Annotated in this window: 19 protein-coding genes; 10 read left to right on the forward strand and 9 right to left on the reverse strand. The window is 65.4% G+C overall.

The window, feature by feature from the left end:
- The first annotated feature begins 80 nt into the window (after positions 1 to 80).
- Positions 81 to 617, forward strand: a complete 537-nt coding sequence (locus ACW18C_RS15345) for a carbonic anhydrase (protein ID WP_492071810.1) — start codon at positions 81 to 83, stop codon at positions 615 to 617.
- Between the two features lie 103 nt (positions 618 to 720).
- Complete coding sequence (mmcB, locus tag ACW18C_RS15350; RefSeq protein WP_492071811.1) at positions 721 to 1,167, forward strand: DNA repair putative endonuclease MmcB; 447 nt, start codon at positions 721 to 723, stop codon at positions 1,165 to 1,167.
- Between the two features lies 1 nt (position 1,168).
- Here the strand turns inward: mmcB and ACW18C_RS15355 are convergent, their stop codons facing one another.
- Together ACW18C_RS15355 and ACW18C_RS15360 are read right to left on the reverse strand one after the other, a co-directional pair.
- Positions 1,169 to 1,957 (reverse strand): C40 family peptidase, encoded by a 789-nt coding sequence (locus tag ACW18C_RS15355; protein ID WP_492071812.1) that lies wholly within the window; start codon positions 1,955 to 1,957, stop codon positions 1,169 to 1,171.
- A gap of 82 nt (positions 1,958 to 2,039) precedes the next feature.
- Positions 2,040 to 3,419, reverse strand: a complete 1,380-nt coding sequence (locus ACW18C_RS15360) for a leucyl aminopeptidase family protein (protein ID WP_492071814.1) — start codon at positions 3,417 to 3,419, stop codon at positions 2,040 to 2,042.
- Between the two features lie 75 nt (positions 3,420 to 3,494).
- Between ACW18C_RS15360 and ACW18C_RS15365 the strand changes: the two genes are divergently transcribed.
- From ACW18C_RS15365 to ACW18C_RS15400, 8 genes are all read left to right on the forward strand, one after another.
- Positions 3,495 to 4,310 (forward strand): tetratricopeptide repeat protein, encoded by an 816-nt coding sequence (locus ACW18C_RS15365; protein WP_492071815.1) that lies wholly within the window; start codon positions 3,495 to 3,497, stop codon positions 4,308 to 4,310.
- A 247-nt stretch (positions 4,311 to 4,557) separates the two neighbouring features.
- Entirely contained in the window at positions 4,558 to 5,223 is a 666-nt protein-coding gene (locus tag ACW18C_RS15370) for an HAD-IA family hydrolase (RefSeq protein ID WP_492071817.1), read from the forward strand.
- Between the two features lie 63 nt (positions 5,224 to 5,286).
- Positions 5,287 to 6,177: an AraC family transcriptional regulator gene (locus ACW18C_RS15375; RefSeq protein ID WP_492071818.1), complete on the forward strand. Its 891-nt coding sequence runs from the start codon at positions 5,287 to 5,289 to the stop codon at positions 6,175 to 6,177.
- Positions 6,178 to 6,251: 74 nt separating this feature from the next.
- Positions 6,252 to 6,707, forward strand: a complete 456-nt coding sequence (locus tag ACW18C_RS15380; RefSeq protein ID WP_291752501.1) for an iron-sulfur cluster assembly scaffold protein — start codon at positions 6,252 to 6,254, stop codon at positions 6,705 to 6,707.
- A 79-nt stretch (positions 6,708 to 6,786) separates the two neighbouring features.
- A complete protein-coding gene (yidD, locus tag ACW18C_RS15385) occupies positions 6,787 to 7,038 on the forward strand; it encodes a membrane protein insertion efficiency factor YidD (protein WP_008261575.1) in 252 nt (83 codons plus the stop codon).
- Positions 7,035 to 8,978 carry a threonine--tRNA ligase gene (thrS, locus tag ACW18C_RS15390; protein ID WP_492071820.1) on the forward strand — a complete coding sequence of 648 codons (1,944 nt, stop codon included), beginning with the start codon at positions 7,035 to 7,037 and terminating at the stop codon, positions 8,976 to 8,978. Before yidD ends, thrS begins: the two co-directional genes overlap by 4 nt.
- A gap of 28 nt (positions 8,979 to 9,006) precedes the next feature.
- On the forward strand, positions 9,007 to 10,218 hold the full coding sequence (locus ACW18C_RS15395) for a tetratricopeptide repeat protein (protein WP_492071821.1): 1,212 nt from the start codon (positions 9,007 to 9,009) through the stop codon (positions 10,216 to 10,218).
- 91 nt (positions 10,219 to 10,309) lie between these two features.
- On the forward strand, positions 10,310 to 10,810 hold the full coding sequence (locus ACW18C_RS15400) for a YciE/YciF ferroxidase family protein (protein ID WP_492071822.1): 501 nt from the start codon (positions 10,310 to 10,312) through the stop codon (positions 10,808 to 10,810).
- A 208-nt stretch (positions 10,811 to 11,018) separates the two neighbouring features.
- Here ACW18C_RS15400 and ACW18C_RS15405 read toward each other — a convergent pair whose 3' ends face one another.
- The 7 genes from ACW18C_RS15405 to ACW18C_RS15435 form a co-directional block, all read right to left on the reverse strand.
- Positions 11,019 to 12,047, reverse strand: coding sequence for an SAM-dependent methyltransferase (locus ACW18C_RS15405; protein ID WP_492071823.1), 1,029 nt, complete (start codon positions 12,045 to 12,047; stop codon positions 11,019 to 11,021).
- Positions 12,048 to 12,598: 551 nt separating this feature from the next.
- Positions 12,599 to 13,456, reverse strand: coding sequence for a 2,3,4,5-tetrahydropyridine-2,6-dicarboxylate N-succinyltransferase (gene dapD / locus ACW18C_RS15410; protein ID WP_492071824.1), 858 nt, complete (start codon positions 13,454 to 13,456; stop codon positions 12,599 to 12,601).
- Positions 13,453 to 14,112 carry a pyrimidine 5'-nucleotidase gene (locus ACW18C_RS15415; RefSeq protein ID WP_426025862.1) on the reverse strand — a complete coding sequence of 220 codons (660 nt, stop codon included), beginning with the start codon at positions 14,110 to 14,112 and terminating at the stop codon, positions 13,453 to 13,455. Before ACW18C_RS15415 ends, dapD begins: the two co-directional genes overlap by 4 nt.
- Complete coding sequence (argB, locus tag ACW18C_RS15420; RefSeq protein ID WP_008258977.1) at positions 14,109 to 15,038, reverse strand: acetylglutamate kinase; 930 nt, start codon at positions 15,036 to 15,038, stop codon at positions 14,109 to 14,111. The genes ACW18C_RS15415 and argB overlap by 4 nt, the downstream gene beginning before the upstream one ends.
- 71 nt (positions 15,039 to 15,109) lie before the next feature.
- A complete protein-coding gene (locus tag ACW18C_RS15425) occupies positions 15,110 to 15,943 on the reverse strand; it encodes a sulfotransferase family protein (protein WP_492071825.1) in 834 nt (277 codons plus the stop codon).
- A gap of 29 nt (positions 15,944 to 15,972) precedes the next feature.
- Positions 15,973 to 16,899: a hypothetical protein gene (locus ACW18C_RS15430; RefSeq protein WP_492071826.1), complete on the reverse strand. Its 927-nt coding sequence runs from the start codon at positions 16,897 to 16,899 to the stop codon at positions 15,973 to 15,975.
- 129 nt (positions 16,900 to 17,028) lie between these two features.
- Positions 17,029 to 17,805 carry an FkbM family methyltransferase gene (locus ACW18C_RS15435; RefSeq protein ID WP_492071827.1) on the reverse strand — a complete coding sequence of 259 codons (777 nt, stop codon included), beginning with the start codon at positions 17,803 to 17,805 and terminating at the stop codon, positions 17,029 to 17,031.
- Between the last annotated feature and the right edge of the window lie 33 nt (positions 17,806 to 17,838).

Consider the following 17,838-nt stretch of genomic DNA (forward strand, 5'->3'; position numbering starts at 1 on the left):
TGGTCCGCACGACTACTGAATAGTCAAGCTGGACGAACGCGGTTACCCGTGACATCACCCTCAACCACGGAGCGATCATCGTGACCGACTGCTGCGCCCACAACACCCCCATCCTGTCGCGCCGGAGCGCCTTCGGTCTGATCGCCCTGGGCGGCGGCGTCAGCCTGCTGTCCACCCTGGCGCCCGGCGTCGCCCGGGCGCGGGGCCACACCGACATCCTGCTGCTGACCTGCATGGACTATCGCCTGACCGACGACACCATCGCCTATATGGAAGGCCACGGCCTCCATGACAAATACGACCACGTCGTCCTGGCCGGCGCCTCGCTGGGCGCTCTGACCGACAAATTCCCCAGCTGGGGCGAGACCTTCTGGACCCACCTGGACGTCGCCATCGACCTCCACAAAATCCACAAGGTCATGGTGATCGACCACCGCGACTGCGGCGCCTACAAGGTCCTTCTAGGCGCCGAGACCGTCGATACGCCGGACAAGGAACTGGCGGTCCACACTCAGCAGCTTCACGCCCTGCGCGACGCGATCAAGCAGCGCCACCCCCACCTGGAGGTCGAGCTGGCCCTGATGGATCTGGACGGCGATGTCGAGGAGATCGCCTGAGGCGCATCCCCTCCCAAGAGCCCGTCCATAATCCTGAGCCCGATCGGGGCCGCCGGACGATCCGCCGCTTGCGCCCGGAACGTATCCGGAACATAAATCCGGCATGGCCGCCACCGCAGTCTCGCTCGAACTGGTCTTCAGCCGGCCGGAAACCACCCTGTCGGTTACGCGGGGGACGGCGCGGCTGATGCTGGACATGGGCTATGCGCCCCTGCTCGAGGTCTGCCTACCCAATGGACGGCGGGCCGACGTCATGGCGGTCGGGCCGAAGGGCGACATCGTCATCTGCGAGGTCAAGTCAGGGGTGGAGGACTATCGCGTCGACCGCAAATGGCAGGAATACGGGCCGTTCTGCGACGCCCTGTATTTTGCGGTCGCGCCGGAGTTTCCGCAGGACGTCCTGCCGGAGGCGCCCGGGCTTATCGTGGCCGACGGCTTCGGCGGGGCGGTGGTGCGGACGGCGCCGGTCAGTCCGCTGGCGTCGGCGCGACGCAAGGCCCTGACCCTGGCCTTCGCGCGGCTGGGGGCGATGCGGACGATGCGGGATTAAATCAGAGGCGGCGGAAGACGGCGGAGGCGAAACCTTCGGCCGTCAGGCGCGCCTCGACCTCGGCCAGGGCCTCGATCACGACCCCGCCCTTGTCTCCTGTGGAATGGATGATCCGTTCGGCGTCGATCATCAGGGCCGAATGGCCGGTCCAGTCCTGATCGCCGCCGGGCGCCAGCCAGACCACGATGTCGCCGCGCAGGCGCGGGCCGGCGGGGGCCGCCTGGCCCAGTTCGGCCTGGGCGTCGGAGCGACGCGGACCGGGCAGGCCGCAGGCCAGCAAGGCCTGCTGCACCAGGCCGGAACAGTCGGTGGAGACGGATGAGCGGGCGCCCGGTTCGTGCGGGCGGCCCAGCAGGCGCTCGGCCACGGCGGCCAGGTCGCGTTCGAAATCGCCGACGGGTTGCAGATCGGTCTCGGCCAGACCCTCGGCCGTCTCGACCACCAGGGCGTTCAGCGGCAGGGCGGCGTCCACGGCGGCGACGCGGCGGGTCGGCAGGGGCGCCCCGGCCGACAGACTGTCCAGCACCACCCAGCCGACCACCCCGTCACGGCGTGCCCGGCCCCAGGCCCGGCCGTTGGCCCGGTCCAGAACGTCGAAGATCTCGCCGTGCAGCAGCTGGTCGATGCGGGCGTCGCGGTCCGACAGGATGTCGGCCACGGCGACGCGGCAATGCATGGGCTCGGTCTTGCGATAGGCGGACGCGCGCACCAGCCCTTCCAGCGCCTGTTCGGCGAGGTCGGGGCGAGCGAGACGGTCGCCGGTCGGAAGAAGGTCGAGGACGTCGGTCAAACGTGGACTCGCATGGTTGAACCCAAACCCTATCGGCAGATGCCGAAGGGGCCGTTAACAGCCGTCTTTTTTCTGAAAGAAATCAACAGAACCGCGTTTTCAAATAGTGGAAACAAGCCCTTAGGGCCTGAGCCTCGCCGCCTTCGGGATAGCCGGGCCGGGCGCGGGGGTTCCAGGCGAAGATGTCCATATGCGCCCATGCGCCGGTGGTCGGGGCGAAGCGCTGCAGGAACAGGGCGGCCGTCACCGACCCCGCCTGGGCCCAGGCCGAGGAGTCGTTCTTCAGGTCGGCGATCTCGGTGTCCAGAGCGCTGCGATAGCCGGCCCACAGCGGCATCCGCCACAGGGGATCGCGCACCGCGGTCGCCGCCGCCAGCAGGCCCTCGGCCAGGGCGTCGTCGTCGGTATAGAGGGGCGGCAGGTCCGGCCCCAGGGCGATCCGCGCCGCCCCGGTCAGGGTGGCGAAGTCCAGGGTCAGGTCGGGCTCATGCTCGCCCGCCCGCGTCAGGGCGTCGGCCAGGATCAGCCGTCCCTCCGCATCAGTGTTGCCGATTTCGATCGTCAGCCCCTTGCGGCTGTTCAATATGTCCCCCGGCCGGAAGGCGTCGGCCGAGACGGCGTTCTCCACCGCCGCCACAATGACCACCAGCCGCACCGGCAGATCGGCCTGCATGACCAACCGCCCCAGGGCCAGGGCGTGGGCCGATCCGCCCATGTCCTTCTTCATGTTCCGCATCCCGGCGGCCGGCTTCAGGTCCAGCCCCCCGGTGTCGAACACCACCCCCTTGCCGACCAGGGCCACCAGCGGCAGATCGGCCTGGTCCAGCTTCCAGCCGATCTCGATCAGGCGCGGGGCCCGGTGCGGCGCGGCGGCCCGGCCGACGGCGTGGACGGCGGGATAGTTCGCCTCCAGCAGGGCGTCGCCCTCGGTCACCGTGATCGCGGCCCCGGCGCTCTCGGCGATCTCGCGGGCGATGGTCTCGATCTGCAACGGTCCCATGTCGGCGGCGGGGGTGTCGACCATCTCGCGCGCCAGGGCGCAGGCGGCGACGATCCGCGTGGTCTCGGCGAGGTCCAGCCCCTCGGGCGCGACCAGCCGAACCGGCGTCTTGTCCGGCCGGGCCTTGTAGCGGTCGAAGACATAGGCCCCCAACAGGAAGGCCAGGGCGGCGGCCTGGGCCTCGTGCGGTTCAGCCTCAAGGCGATAGAGGCCGCCGGGCAGGCGGGCGGACAGGCCCCGCGCCGCCATCGGATCGAAGACCGGACCCGTTCCGACCAGGACCTGGCCGATCCCGTCGCCCTGGGGCGCGATCAGAAGCTGACCCGGCTTGCCCTCGAACCCGTGCAGATCGGCCCAGGGGCGCACGGCGCCTTCCAGCGCCTGATCCGGACCGACGAAGCGGATCGGCACGGCGTCTGCGCCGTCTTGTGCGGCGACCAGCAGGGGATGGAATACGGACATGACGGGCCTTCTTAACCAACAGTTGACGCGAACCGGCGAGTCTGGGGGCGACCGAGGACCGTCAGGACTCCACCCATGTCGCCCATGCCCGCCCTTCTCGCAACCGCCGCCCTGCTCAGCCTGTCGGCCGCACCGGCGCTTGCGGCCGATCCCGCCCCCGCCCAACAGGGCCGCGCCCCGGCCCCGGCCGAGACCCGCGCCGCCTATGAGCGGATGGACGCCCTGTCGCGCTCGGTCTTCTGGGCCGGGGAGCAGGAGATCAATCCGGCCGATCCCGTGGCCGGGGTGAAACTGGCCCAGGCCCTGCGCGAAATGGGGCGGTACGACCAGGCGGTCCAGACCGCCGAGGGGGTGCTGACCGTCCAGCCGGCCAATCTCGACGCCCTGCTGGAGCTGGGTCGCGCCCATATCGCCCGAGGCCAGGCCTTCTACGGCGTCGCTCCGCTGGAGAAGGCGCGCGACCTGGCGCCGCGCGACTGGCGGGCCTATTCGCTGCTGGGCGTGGCCTATGAACAGGTGCGCCGGTTCGACGACGCCCACGCCGCCTGGAACCAGGCCCTGGTCCTGTCCCCCGACAATCCCGACGTCCTGACCAACGCCGCCACGGCCGCCCTGACCCGCGGCGACGCGCCGGGCGCCGAGACCCTGTTGCGGCGTGCGGCGGCCCAGCCCGCCGCCTCCAGCCGGGTGCGCCAGAACCTGGCCATGGTGGTGGGCCTTCAGGGCAAGATGGGCGAGGCCGAACAGATCCTGCGCCGCGAACTGCCGCCCGAACAGGCCGAACAGAGCCTGCAATGGCTGCAGGCGCGCAATTCCGCCGGCGGCGCGGCGGCCTCGGGCGGGACGACGCCGGACACAGCCCGGACCTGGAGTTCGCTTCAGGGCGGTTGAGCCGCGATTTCAGACTCACAAAAACATAGTCTGAATTGTCTGAATCGTCTGAAATCTCCCTCATCCGAACTCTGGCCGCCCCTGCGGCGACCACACCCCATCCAGGATCGCACGGATCGGAAGACCGACAGGTCGATGGCCGCGAGATTTCGTCAAGCCGTTGAAAACACAGGCGGCGAACCAGCGTCATTACGGGGGCTGGCCGGCGTCCGGTTGCCCCCGGTCCAGACCCGTGCTGGATAGGCGCATGGCTTCTCCCCACACGCCCAAGACCTATCAGGCCTTCCTGTTCGACCTGGACGGCACCCTGATCAGTTCGACCGCCGCCGCCGAACGGGTCTGGACCCGCTGGGCCAAGCGGCACGGCCTGGACGTGGCGCGTTTCATTCCCACCATCCACGGCGTACGCGCGCCCGACACCATCCGCCGCCAGAACCTGCCGGACATCGACCTGGCCGAGGAGGCCGCCTGGGTCGAGCGCGGCGAGATCGAGGATGTGGACGGGGTCGTCCCCATTCCCGGCGCCCTGGATTTCCTCAAACGCCTGCCGCCCGACCGCTGGGCCGTGGTCACCTCGGCCAGCGTGCCCCTGGCCCGCGCCCGCATGGCCGCCGCCGGGGTCGAACCGCCCGCCGTCATGATCACCGCCGAACGGGTGGACCGCGGCAAGCCGGACCCCTCGGGTTATCTGCTGGCGGCCCAAACCCTGGGCGTCGATATCAAGGACTGTCTGGTGTTCGAGGACGCCGAGGCCGGGATCACGGCCGGCGAGGCCGCGGGCGCGGACGTCGTGGTCATCACCGCCGCCTGGACCCATCCGCTGGAGACGCCGCACCCGAAACTGGCGGACTACGCCCAGGCGCGGCTGGAGGTGGAGGCCGACGGGGCGCTTGGGTTCTCGATCGAGACCTGAGCATTCCGGGTCAGGTTCGGCCGCCCCTCTTCCCTTATCTCCAGCCGTGCCAGGGAGGTGCGGATGAGCCGAAGCGTCATCGACAACTATCATGCGCGGATGCGCCGGGTTCTGGTCTTCATCGACCAAAACCTGGAGGCGGATCTGAACGTGGAGCTGCTGAGCGACGTGTCCGCCTTTTCCAGACACCATTTCCAGCGGCAGTTCTCTTCGCTGTTCGGGATCAGCGTCGGTCGGTACGTCCAACTGAAGCGGATGAAGCGCGCCTCCTACCGCCTGGCCTTTCGTGACGGGGCCAGCGTGCTGGAGATCGCGCTCGACAGCGGGTTCGAGGGGCCCGAGGCGTTCAGCCGCGCCTTCCGACGTCATTTCGACCAGAGCCCGACCGAGTTCCGAAGAGCGCCCCGCTGGACGCCCTGGTTTGCGGCCCAGACGCCGCTCACCCAAGCCCGGAGCCAGACTATGACACCCACCACACCCACCGAAGCCGAGGTTCGCATTCTCGACTTCCCGGAAACCGCCGTCGGCCTGCTGACGCACAGCGGCGATCCCGCCCACATCGGCGACACGATCCGTCGTTTCATCGCCTGGCGGAAGGCGGCGGGCCTGCCGCCGAAGATCAGCGCCACCTTCAACATCTTCCATACGGAGCCCGAGGATGACGCCGCCGCGCCCCATCGCATCGATCTGTGCGCCGCCACCCCGCGCGCGATCCTGCCGAACGCGGCGGGCGTGGTCGCCGGCGTCATCCCCGCCGGACGCTGTGCGGTGCTGCGACAGGTCGGCGGCGGCGACGATCTGAGCGCCTCGGCCGCCTGGCTTTATGGGCAGTGGCTGCCGGGCAGCGGACACGAGCTTCGCGACTTCCCCCTGTTCGCCCAACGCGTCAGCTTCTTCCCCGACGTGCCGGAGCATGAGGCCGTCACGGACATCTTCCTGCCGATCCAGTCGTAGGCCGCCCTCCTCCCTCTCCCCCGCAGGGGGAGAGGGAGGTTTCGCGGGCGCGGCGGTCGTCCTATGTTCGCACCATGATCGACGATCTCTACAGCGCGCGCATCCTGATGCTGGCGGCGAACCTGCCCCATGCGGGGCGGCTGGCGTCGCCGGACGGAACCGGTGAGCGGGTGGCCAAACTGTGCGGGTCGCGGGCGACGGTGGATGTGACGCTGGACGATCAGGGCCGGGTCATCGCCTTCGCCCAGGACGTCAAGGCCTGCGCCCTGGGCCAGGCGGCCGCCGGGGTGCTGGGCCAGGCCGTGATCGGCGCTGCGGCCGCAGAGATCGCCGAGGCGCGCGACGCCCTGTCGGCCATGCTGAAATCCGGCGGCGAAGGCCCCATCGGCCGGTTCGAGGATCTGCGGGTGCTGAGGCCCGTCGCCGACTATCCGGCGCGTCACGCCTCCACCCTGGTGGCGGTCGAGGCGACGCTTGAGGCCGTGAACCAGGCCCTGGCGGAACGAACTCGTCTCGCCGGCGCGGCCTGACGGGCTCTCAGCGGTTGATCCCCCTGCGATGACAGGGGATAAGCGCGGCGAACCCATCCAGCCCCCGGCGAAGGGACATATGTCTCTCTATGAACGCGGCGTCCGCGCGGCCCATCGGGGCTACAAGCTGACGCTGTCCCCCCTGATCGGCCAACAGTGCCGGTTTCTGCCGACCTGTTCGGACTATGGGCGCGACGCCCTGATCCAGCACGGACCGCTCAAGGGGGGATGGCTCACCGTGCGTCGCCTCTGTAAATGCCATCCCTTCGGCGGCTCGGGCTATGACCCGGTTCCGCCTGCAAAGACTGACGAAAAAGAACAACAGTCATGATCGATCTGAAATTCCCTGACGGCGCCGTGCGCCAATATCCGGCCGGTTCGACGGCGCGTGACGTCGCGACCTCGATCTCGCCGTCCCTGGCCAAGAAGGCGGTGCTGGCCGAGCTGAACGGCGAGCAGCGCGACATGGGGCGGGTGCTGGAGACGGGCGGCGACTTCCGCCTGATCATGCGCGACGATCCCGCCGCCCTCTATACGATCCGCCACGACACGGCCCACGTCCTGGCCGAGGCGGTCCAGACCCTGTTCCCCGGCACCCAGGTCACGATCGGCCCGGCCATCGAGGACGGCTTCTATTATGACTTCTTCCGCGACGAGCCCTTCTCGACCGACGACTTCGCCGCCATCGAGAAGGAGATGGGCCGGATCGTCGATCGCGACGCCAGGTTCGAACGCGAGGTCTGGGACCGCGACGAGGCCATCGTCTTCTTCGAGGCGCGCGGCGAGAAGTTCAAGGCTGAGCTGATCAAGGACCTGCCCGAGAACGAGACCATCACCCTGTACAAGCAGGGCGACTGGATCGACCTGTGCCGGGGGCCGCACTTCCCTTCGACGCGCCACGTCGGCAAGGCGTTCAAACTGACCAAGCTGGCGGGCGCCTATTGGCGCGGCGATTCCAAGCGCGAACAGCTGCAGCGCATCTACGGCACCGCCTGGACCACCAAGGAAGACCTGGACGCCTATCTGCAACGTCTGGAAGAGGCCGAGAAGCGCGACCACCGCAAGGTCGGCAAGGCGATGGAGCTCTTCCACATGCAGGAAGAGGGCCGGGGCATGGTCTTCTGGCATCCCAAGGGCTGGATCCTGTGGCGGGTGCTGGAGGCCTATATGCGCCGCCGCCTGGACGCCGCCGGCTATGTCGAGGTCAAGACGCCCCAGGTGCTTGACCGTAAGTTCTGGGAACAGAGCGGCCACTGGGACAAGTACCGCCCCAACATGTTCGTCTGCGAGACGGTCGAGGGCGAGACCCTGTCGCTCAAGCCGATGAACTGCCCCGGCCACGTCCAGATCTTCGACCAGGGCCAGCGCTCATACCGCGAACTGCCGCTGCGCATGGCCGAGTTCGGCGCCTGCCACCGCTATGAGCCGTCGGGCTCGCTGCACGGCCTGATGCGGGTGCGCGGCTTCACCCAGGACGACGCCCACATCTTCTGCCGCGAGGACCAGATCGTCGAGGAGACGTCCGAGTTCATCAAACTGGCGCGCAGCGTCCACGCCGACCTGGGCATGGAGACCGCCTATATCAGCCTGGGCACCCGCCCGGAGAACCGCGCCGGTTCCGACGAGTTCTGGGACAAGGCCGAGGCCCTGATGGCCGAAGCCGCTCGCGCGGCCGGGACCGAGCCGGTGGTCACCGAGGGCGACGGCGCCTTCTACGCGCCCAAGCTGGACTTCATCGTCAAGGACGCCATCGGCCGCGAATGGACCTGCGGCACGATCCAGCTGGACTATGTCCTGCCCGAGCGGCTGGATGCGACCTACATCGCCGAGGACGGCCAGAAGCACCGGCCGGTCATGCTGCACCGCGCGATTCTGGGCAGCTTCGAACGGTTCATCGGCATCATGATCGAGAACTACGCCGGCGCCTTCCCCCTGTGGCTGGCGCCGGTCCAGGCCGTGGTGGCCACCATCACCTCGGACGCCGACGACTACGCTCGCGACGTCATGGCCCGGTTCAAGGCGGCGGGCCTGCGCACCGAGATCGACCTGCGCAACGAGAAGGTCGGCTACAAGGTCCGCGAACACTCGGTCGGCAAGGTGCCCGTCATCGCCGTGGTCGGCCGCCAGGAAGCCGAACAGGGCCTAGTCGCCATCCGCCGCCTGGGCTCCCAGGCCCAGACGGTGGTCACGGTGGAGGAGGCGATCCGCCTCCTGACCGACGAAGCGACCCCGCCGGATCTGAAGCGGGATCGTGATGTTCCGCTGTCGTAAGCCAAAATCTTGAGCTACTGAATGATCGATGACAGAACTTTTTCGAAGCGATAACGTCGTGGCGCGCGCCGTTGCTTGCGAAGATGTTTCGCGCTGGGTGATTACGTTCGATAACTACAGCATCGGTCACGGGTTTGATCGGGAAGGGTTCGCAGAAGCCTATCTTCGAGCCCAAGGCATATCCGCCATTCACATAATGGGAAAACGGGAAGACTGGTATCAGTATCCCGAGATGGCCGAAGTATTCATCGCCGTCCGGGCGGCGATTGGCGGTGCGTCACGAAGCATGACCTACGGGTCTTCCATGGGTGGCTATGCTGCGCTTCGATTCGCAGACGCACTCGGCGTAGATGCGGCCTTGGCCTTGTCTCCTCAGTATTCGATCAATCCTGAGCGGGCGCCCTTCGAGAAGCGGTGGCTGCAGGACGCCGAACGGATATCTTGGCGCCCGGACGGCGAGCCACCGCTTCCACGACGCGCTCGAGCCGTCGTCGTGTTTGATCCGGTCTCGCTTGACCGTCTGCACGTCGAGCTCATTGCTGCAGAAACTGAGATAGTCGCTATTCCAATTCGATACTCGGGCCACCCGTCCGCCTCCATGCTGGCGGAACTGCAGATGCTGTCGCCGCTGGTGATGGATGTTCTCGCGGGAACCGAGGACGCCGCCAAATGTAGGCGAGTGGCCAAGGCGCGCCGGAGCGAAAGTGTCACATATCTGACAACCTTGGCCGATGCTGTGGCGGCGCGGCGGCAGCACTGGGCGTTACGGCTGTCTGAACGGGCGGTGGAGATTCAGCCAATGCACATTGGCGCGCTTCAGTCTCTCGCTAAGAATCTTCATGCTCAAGGGCGGCATGACGAGGCCTTGGTAGCACAGCAAAAAGCACTGCACCTGTCATGTAATAATGTCGTTATATCAGTGCCTTATGCGAGCATGTTGTCAGATCTCGGCCAACACGACAGCGCCTTGGCAATGGCGCGCGAAGTGGCTTCCAGGCCCGACACAAGCACCATGGCGCCGGTGCACGCGTGGCACGGGTTTATCGCCTATCAGGCGGGAGAAAAGGTAGAGGCTGTGGAAGCGGTCAGCAAGGCTGTTGCTCTTCATCCAACCGAGCCCAAATACCAAAAGCAGTTGATTAACTATCGAAGCGAAATTTCGCTCAGTGGTAAGGTGCGATGGATACTGCTGAGGCTCCACGCGTTCGCCCGTGGGCGCTTGGATCGCGCCATGCGTTGAGCGCGATTTCGCACACAGGAACATAAGCCGGCCAGATCGCTTGTGACTAGGTGCGCGCCCACGCGCTCCACCATGACAGCGAGATACGACAATGGCCGAGAAAACCCTCGACACCCTGTTCCACGACACGCTCAAGGACATCTACTACGCTGAGCGCAAAATCCTGAAGTCTTTGCCCAAGATGGCCCGCGCCGCTCAGTCGCCTGAGCTGAAGGCGGCCTTCGAGAAGCACAAGGAGCAGACCGAAGGCCAGATCGAACGCCTGCAGCAGGTGTTTGAGATCATCGGCAAAGCCCCGCGCGGCAAGACCTGCGACGCCATCGAAGGCATCCTGGCCGAGGGCGACGAGATCATGGAAGAATACAAGGACAACCCCGCCCTCGACGCCGGCCTGCTGGCCGCCGCCCAGGCGGTGGAACACTATGAGATCACCCGCTACGGCACGCTGAAGCGCTGGGCCCTGGTGCTGGGCATGGAAGACGCCGTCGCCCTGCTGGACGAGACCCTGCAGGAAGAATCCCAGACCGACGAAGACCTGACCGGCATCGCCGACGCCGCGGTCAACGCCGACGCGATGAAGACCGCCGCCTGATCCGGCCGACGTGAAACCGAACGGAGGCGGCCTCGCGGTCGCCTCCGTTTTCGCCGGTCGTCAGTCGTGCAGGAGCTCGTCGACCCCGGTCGGGCCTGGGTGTCCCCGGCGATGACGGCGCACTAAGGCGACGCAGGCGCCGAATGCTGTATAGCAACGATAGTAATCTCGACGGGGTCATGCCGAGATTTGCTGGTGATCGATCTATCTAGGCATCTCCACGCCGAATGATTATTCCGATGGAAGTGGCTGCGAAACCGCTGAGCGCAAGTTTCAGGTGGGGCTGTTCCTTGTAGGGCGCCAAGTCGATGAAACGATCCAAGACTTCGTGTCCGGGGTCCCAGTTGATTGGGACCACGTGATGCCCATTGGCGGACAACCGTTCCGCCAGCCGTTCAAAATCCCAGCGCCGGAATAGAACTGTCTCCATATCGTCCACCGTCTCGGTATTGGACGAAATATTGAATTCGGTCGTGTGAACGGCCCAGCCTCCAGGAGAGAGACATTCAACGGAGCGCTCAATGAAAGCTAAGCCCTTTTCTATCGAGCCTAGATGCTCGAGCGCACAAGCCGACCAACAGAAATCGTAGCCTCTGAGATCGTCCGGGACGGCATTCATGTCGCATTCCCGAAATTCGACATTCGTTTCGAATACATTGTCTGCGCAAATTCCGGACTTGCGCAGCACCTCCTTGCCGCCAGCATGCTGGTTGGTGGTCGTCCACCCCAGGTCCACGGCGCCATGGAAGGCCAAGTCCGTCGCCGTCACCCGTACGCCTTCAGAGGCGAACAGAGCCGTCAGGGGTTCGCGACCGACCCCGAAACCCAGACCTCTCATGCCTTCTCTGAGCAGGCCACGTTCCCAAAGGACCTGGCATATGAAGACAAATTCCCAGAGCTTGCGGTGGTATCTGAGGCTCTCGCCGAGCCGCGTGGTCCAATACGAAAAATAGGGCTGAGAAAAGCTGTCTTGCCGGCACATGGCCGCCTCGGAAAAGACGCCTTGCGTGGGCTCTCCCGATATCAGCGGCGGCTGTCCTTTCCATACGTCGGACGGCGGTTCAGACAGAGCTCCAATCAGGAGGTTCATTTCGCGGCGATGTTCGTCAAGCTGATTAGCCAAGCGCGAAAGGTTGCGCTCGGCATGAGCCAGACGCCTGGGCAGCCGGTACAGTGCGAGAAGGAGGCGGCGTGTTCGCGTAAACATCTTCATCTGATGAGCCATTTTGTCGGGCAACTCGCCCGCCTAGGGACAGCAGCTAGCAGCCGACGCCTGTATGCGAAAGGGCATTTGGATCAGGCTAGACGACTGGCGCAGATCGCCCAGTCGCCCAAACTGAAGGCGGCCTTTTGGCCTGCCCCCTCTGGTCTCGCGGTCATAATGGGGCCGCAGGCTTCATAGCTCATCTTGGGCTCCGGTGGGAGCGGCCGGGCGGCGCAGCCATTTACGTTGCGCAGCCGACCGGCCGCGTGGTTCATCCGCACGGTCTCCGGCGCGAGGCCGCCGTGAGCGGAGTGCGGTCGGACGTGGTTGTAGTCGTGCCGCCATTAGCCGATCACGGCCCGGGCTTCCGCCAAGGTCAGGCCCGCCGCTGCGAGTAGCCGCGCTCCGCCATCATCCTGGCCGAGAGCGACGAGACCCTGCAGGACGAGTCCCAGACCGACGAAGACCTGACCGGCATCGCCGACGCCGCCGTCAACAAGGACGCGATGAAGTCCGCCGCCTGATCCTGTCGGCCGGATAAAGGACGGAGGCGGCCTGACGGTCGCCTCTGTTTTCGTATCTGATCAGTCGCGCAGCAGCTCGTTGACCCCGGTCTTGGCCCGGGTCTGGGCGTCCACTCGCTTGACGATGACGGCGCAGTACAGCGACGGGCCGCCCTTGGGATCCGGCAGAGCGCCCGGCACCACGACCGAATAGGCCGGCACCTCGCCCCGAAAGACCTCGCCCGTGGCGCGGTCCACGATCTTGGTCGAGCCCGACAGATAGACGCCCATGGCCAGGACCGCGCCTTCGCGCACGATCACGCCCTCGGCGACCTCGGCGCGGGCGCCGATGAAACAGCCGTCCTCGATGATGGTCGGATTGGCCTGAAGCGGCTCCAGCACCCCGCCGATGCCCGCCCCGCCCGACAGGTGCACGTTCTTGCCGATCTGGGCGCAGGAGCCGACCGTGGCCCAGGCGTCGACCATCGACCCCTCATCGACGAAGGCGCCGATGTTCACGAAGGACGGCATCAACACGACGTTCCTGGCGATATAGGCGCCCTGGCGGACGATGGCGCCGGGCACCGAGCGGAAACCGGCGGCTTGATAGTCGCCGGCGGCCCAGTCCCCGAACTTGTTGGGCACCTTGTCCCAATAGGGGCCGACGCCCGGAGCGTGGCTGGTCGGGCCGCGGTCGCCGGCGCGCATGATCTGGTTGTCGTTCAGGCGGAAGGACAGCAGCACCGCCTTCTTCAGCCACTGGTGCGTGGTCCAGACCCCATCCTCACCGCGCGAGGCGACGCGCGCCTGGCCGGAGTCCAGCAGGGCCAGGGCGGTCTCGACCGCGTCGCGGACATCGCCATGGGTGGCGGCAGAGACGTCGGCGCGGTCTTCCCACGCGGCCTCGATGACGGATTCGAGATGCGACAGATCGGTCATGCGGCGTCCTTGAAGGTCAGGGCGTTGAGGAAGTCGAGAAGGTCGGGGGCGATCCGGTCGATATGGTCCCCCAGGGGTTTGCCGTGGCCGTCGCCGATCAGGACGGTCGCCATGCCTAAAGCCTTGGCCGGCTCCAGGTTCTTGGGCGTATCCTCGAAGAAGGCGGCGCAACGGGGTTCGAAATCGAACCGCTCGATCATGCGACGAAAGGCCGACGGGGCCGGCTTGGGCGTCAGGTCGCCGTCCTCGATGGCGAACACCCCCTCGAAACAGTCGGCGACGCCGATCCGGTCCAGCACCCGATGCGCATAGTCCCGCGCGCCGTTGGTGAAGACGAAACAGCGCCCCGGCAGGGTCTTCAGCCGTTCGGCCAGGCGCGGATTGGGCTCGACCCCGTCCAGCGGCACGTCGTGGACGACGTTCAGGAAGTCCTCGGGATCGATGGTGTAGTTGGCCATCAGCCCGGCCAGGGTGGTGCCGTGTTCATCCAGAAACTGGCGCTGCAGAATATGCGCCTCCTGGGGCGCCAGGCCGACCGCCTCGACCACATAGGCGTTGATCCGCGCCTGGACGAGGGACATCAGCCCCTGCTCGCGCGGATACAGGGTGTCGTCCATGTCGAACACCCAGGCGTTGACGTGCGACAGGTCGATCAAGACGCCTTCACCAGGGTGCCGGCGCCGAATTCGGTGAACAGCTCCACCAGCATGGCGTGGGGCCGCCGGCCGTCCAGGATGACCACGGCCTCGACCCCGGCGCGCACGGCGGCCATGGCGGTCTCCAGCTTGGGGATCATGCCGCCGTGTGCGACGCCGGTGTCGATCAGGCCTTGCGCCTCCTCCAGGGTCATCTGGCGAATGATCTCGCCGTCCGCGCCCTTGACCCCCGGCACGTCGGTCAGCAGCAGCATCCGCTTGGCGCCCAGCGACCCGGCCACGGCGCCCGCCACCGTATCGGCGTTGACGTTATAGGTCTGGCCGTCCTCGGCCACCCCGATCGGGGCGATGACCGGGACCCAGTCCTCGGTCTCCGAGGCGATCAGGCCCTTGATCAGCTTGGGATCCACCTTGGTGGGTTCGCCGACATAGCCCAGGTCCACTTCGTGCTCGATCATGCTGTCGGGGTCGCGCTTGGTCCGGCGGGTCTTCTCGACCGTCAGCAGGCCGGCGTCCTTGCCCGACAGACCGACGCCGCGCACGTCCGCCTCTTTGCCGGCCATGGTGATCCAGTGGGCGATCTCCTTGTTCACGGCGCCGGACAGGACCATCTCGGCCACTTCCATCGTCGCCGGATCGGTGACCCGCAACCCGTCGACGAAGCTGGACCTGACCCCGGCCTTGTCCAGCATGGCGCTGATCTGCGGCCCGCCGCCGTGCACCACGACCGGGTTGACCCCCATCAGCTTCAGCAGCACCACATCGGCCGCGAACTGACGGGCCACGGCGCTCTCGCCCATGGCGTGGCCGCCGTATTTGATGACCACGGTCTCGCGGTCATAGACCTGAATATACGGCAGGGCCTCGGCGAGCGTCTTCGCCGTCTCCCAGCTGCGTTCCTCGGACTGGCGTTCTGTTTCGTTCATCACCGGGGCGAGATAGCGGGGGAGCGCATGTGAGTCACGGAAGAAACGGCGTGTCCTGGCTGGACGCGGGTTCAGCGGGGCGCATCAGCGAAAACAAGACAGGCCTGGTCGAACGCCCACCTCAACTCGTCGAGTTGGGCGCGATCCTCTTCGGTCTCGCCGTTTTGCGCCATCCCGATCAAAATTCGAAAGGCGGCGTCTATCCACTCAGTCGAATAGGAGGAAATCGGCGACTGGCGCTTCAGATCGGCCGTCAGGAATTCATCGACGCCCCTGGCGCATTGCGCGTTGTCCAAGTCCAGGTCCAATCCCAGACTGACCTGCATACGCTGCGCACTGCCTCGCCAATTCCGGAGGAAGTCGGACCACTCGACAAACAGCCTGGGGTGTCCGCGACTTGCGCGCTCGCTTGTCAAGACGTGCCTGAGCCAAAGGCGACAGGCCTGCTCGACGCTCATGGCGTTGCGAGCGATCAGAGAGGCGGCGACTTCGGTGGGCGAGCGCAGCGGCGTCACAACAACGATCCTGTAGCCCGCATCCTCCAGAACCTGTTCCCAAAGGGGGAAAAATCGACACAGCCGGGGATCCTTGAAAACGATCAGCTTTTGGCCGCCGAATTCTTCATCCAGGCGCTCACGCGCCTCAAGGAGGAACTCTGGTCGCCGATCAAGCACGCCAGGCAAGCCGAAGGGTCGCCAATCCCGCCAGTTCGACCCACCCGCCTCAAGCAGTTTGTCATGGAACGTCATTAGGATCTGACTTTCCCAGAATCCCTTCGGATTGTCCTCCGCCGCCGGCATGAGCGTACGCGGGGAGGCGGCGCCCAGAATGCTAAGAGCGCCCGCGACGGAAGAGGTGCCGCTCCTGTGCATGCCCAGAACAACGATCGCGGTCCGATCGCGCATCAGAGAGGGATCCTCTGAGACCCTGACCGTCAACTACTGCGCGCCCGCTCAAGAATTTCGTTGAAGCGACCTTCGAATTCCCGACTTGAAACACAGGCTCGGAACTCGTTCTCGAAGGTTGTAATCCGATGCCGCAACTTGTGCTTCACGGCGTCCAGACCCCCCTCATCCGGCTCGCGGTTCAGTATCCCTCGATAGATGGCTTCAGCGACCTCGTCGCAGACCTGATAGCGCGCGGCGCGTAGTTCCGGCGTTTCCGGGCGATCATCCGAGAGGTCTGCCGGAGCGAGCCCGCCAAGGGCTTCCAGCACGCCCTCCCTAAGGGCGGCCAAGCGTTTGTCCAAGTCTCCCGTCTCGCGTACATATTGCCGGATGAAGCTGCCATACCAGTTGAAGACCCGCGGCGCGGCGTCATCGCGGTAAAAGACGGGTTCGATCACCGCTTCATTGTTGCGAAGAATTTTGTGCAACTCGGCCTGGTCATCGATCACATCGCCCCATTTTTGTTCGGCGTTGAGCTCATCTTCCGGCACGCTCATAAGCGCGGCGTTCCAGAGCTCCGCGATCATCCGGCCCTGTTCATGGCCGAGATTGATGGCGAAGACCCCGTTGTTGATATCCCACCACCTCGGCGGCTCGAGACCGCTTCCCGCAGCGATCATGGCGTACTGGCTCTTGCCGGCGAGGTATTCGGCGATCTTGAAATCGACGTCAGCCACATAGGCGTCCGCGTCCAAATAGATAATCCAGCCGTCGTAACCCTGATCGACGTAGGATTTCAGGATCGGCAGCCTGTTGAGAGCGGCGTGCCAGGGTTTGGCCCCCCTCTTGATGCCGATGAAACACTCATAGGCGTGCCCCTGGCGGGCGCAGATTTCTTTGACCGTTGTGGACGTTACGTTGATGAACTTGGAATAGACGGCGCTATCGGCGGTCTGGACGAAAGTAATGCGCAAGAATACTCCTGAATTCTAAGTCTTGAGGCAAGCCGTCGCGACAACCTTCTCAGTCCCATGGCCTGTGCGCCCGTGACGGCGTCGCAGGCGACAACTGGATGATCGCCCCCGTCGCCATCTGTTCGCGTCTTATCGAAGATTGCTTTCCAAAAGTAAATTTGAAGCCGTCTGATCGACCAATCGATAGGCGCTCAGAACCGAAAGGTCGAATGAAAGATCCTGCAGCCTCGTTGTATTGAAATCGTACGATGCTTCTATCAACACCCATTTAGGTCTGTACGCCGACGTGGTGATGAGATCATTCAGCACCTTGATGTCCTCTTCTTCGATGTCGATCGACAGGAGGCCGAATTGTTCGGGAATTCCGCGTTCCTTGAGCAAGGGAGCAAGGCGACGGACAGGCACGCTGACCTCGCCCGCCAACGGCCCCCATCCCTCAGAAGCACTCCGATCCAGAGAGGAAACATCATCGTTGACGCCCAGATAGAAGGTCGCCTGTCCCTCATAATCCGATATGGCGCAGTTCAGCAGTTCCATCTGAAGTCCAGCGAACTCCATCTCGATCATCGGAATGAGCGCAGAATTCGCTTCCACCAGAAGACCTCGCCATGCGAAAGTCTTCATCAGATCCCAGGAGTTTGATCGCGCCTTGCCACGCGCCCCGATATCGACCACCCAGCGGTCGTGGGCCGCGCACGTCATCCAGCGTCGAATGAGAAGTTCCAACTCCCCGTATTGTGTCTGGTCACGAAGTAGCCGCTGGTTCTCGTTGCGAGAGCCGAACTCCTCGGATGCAAGGATTTCCGCGATGATGTCCTCAACACTCGAGACTTCGTTGAGAAGCCGCTCCACCTTGTCCTGTGCGGCGGGATCAACCTCCCGTAGGAGAAACACGCGGTAGAGCATCTGGACAAACTCAGAGGCTTCAAGCCCGGCAAA

The sequence above is a fragment of the Brevundimonas sp. FV1ye7S genome (genome assembly GCF_058680995.1).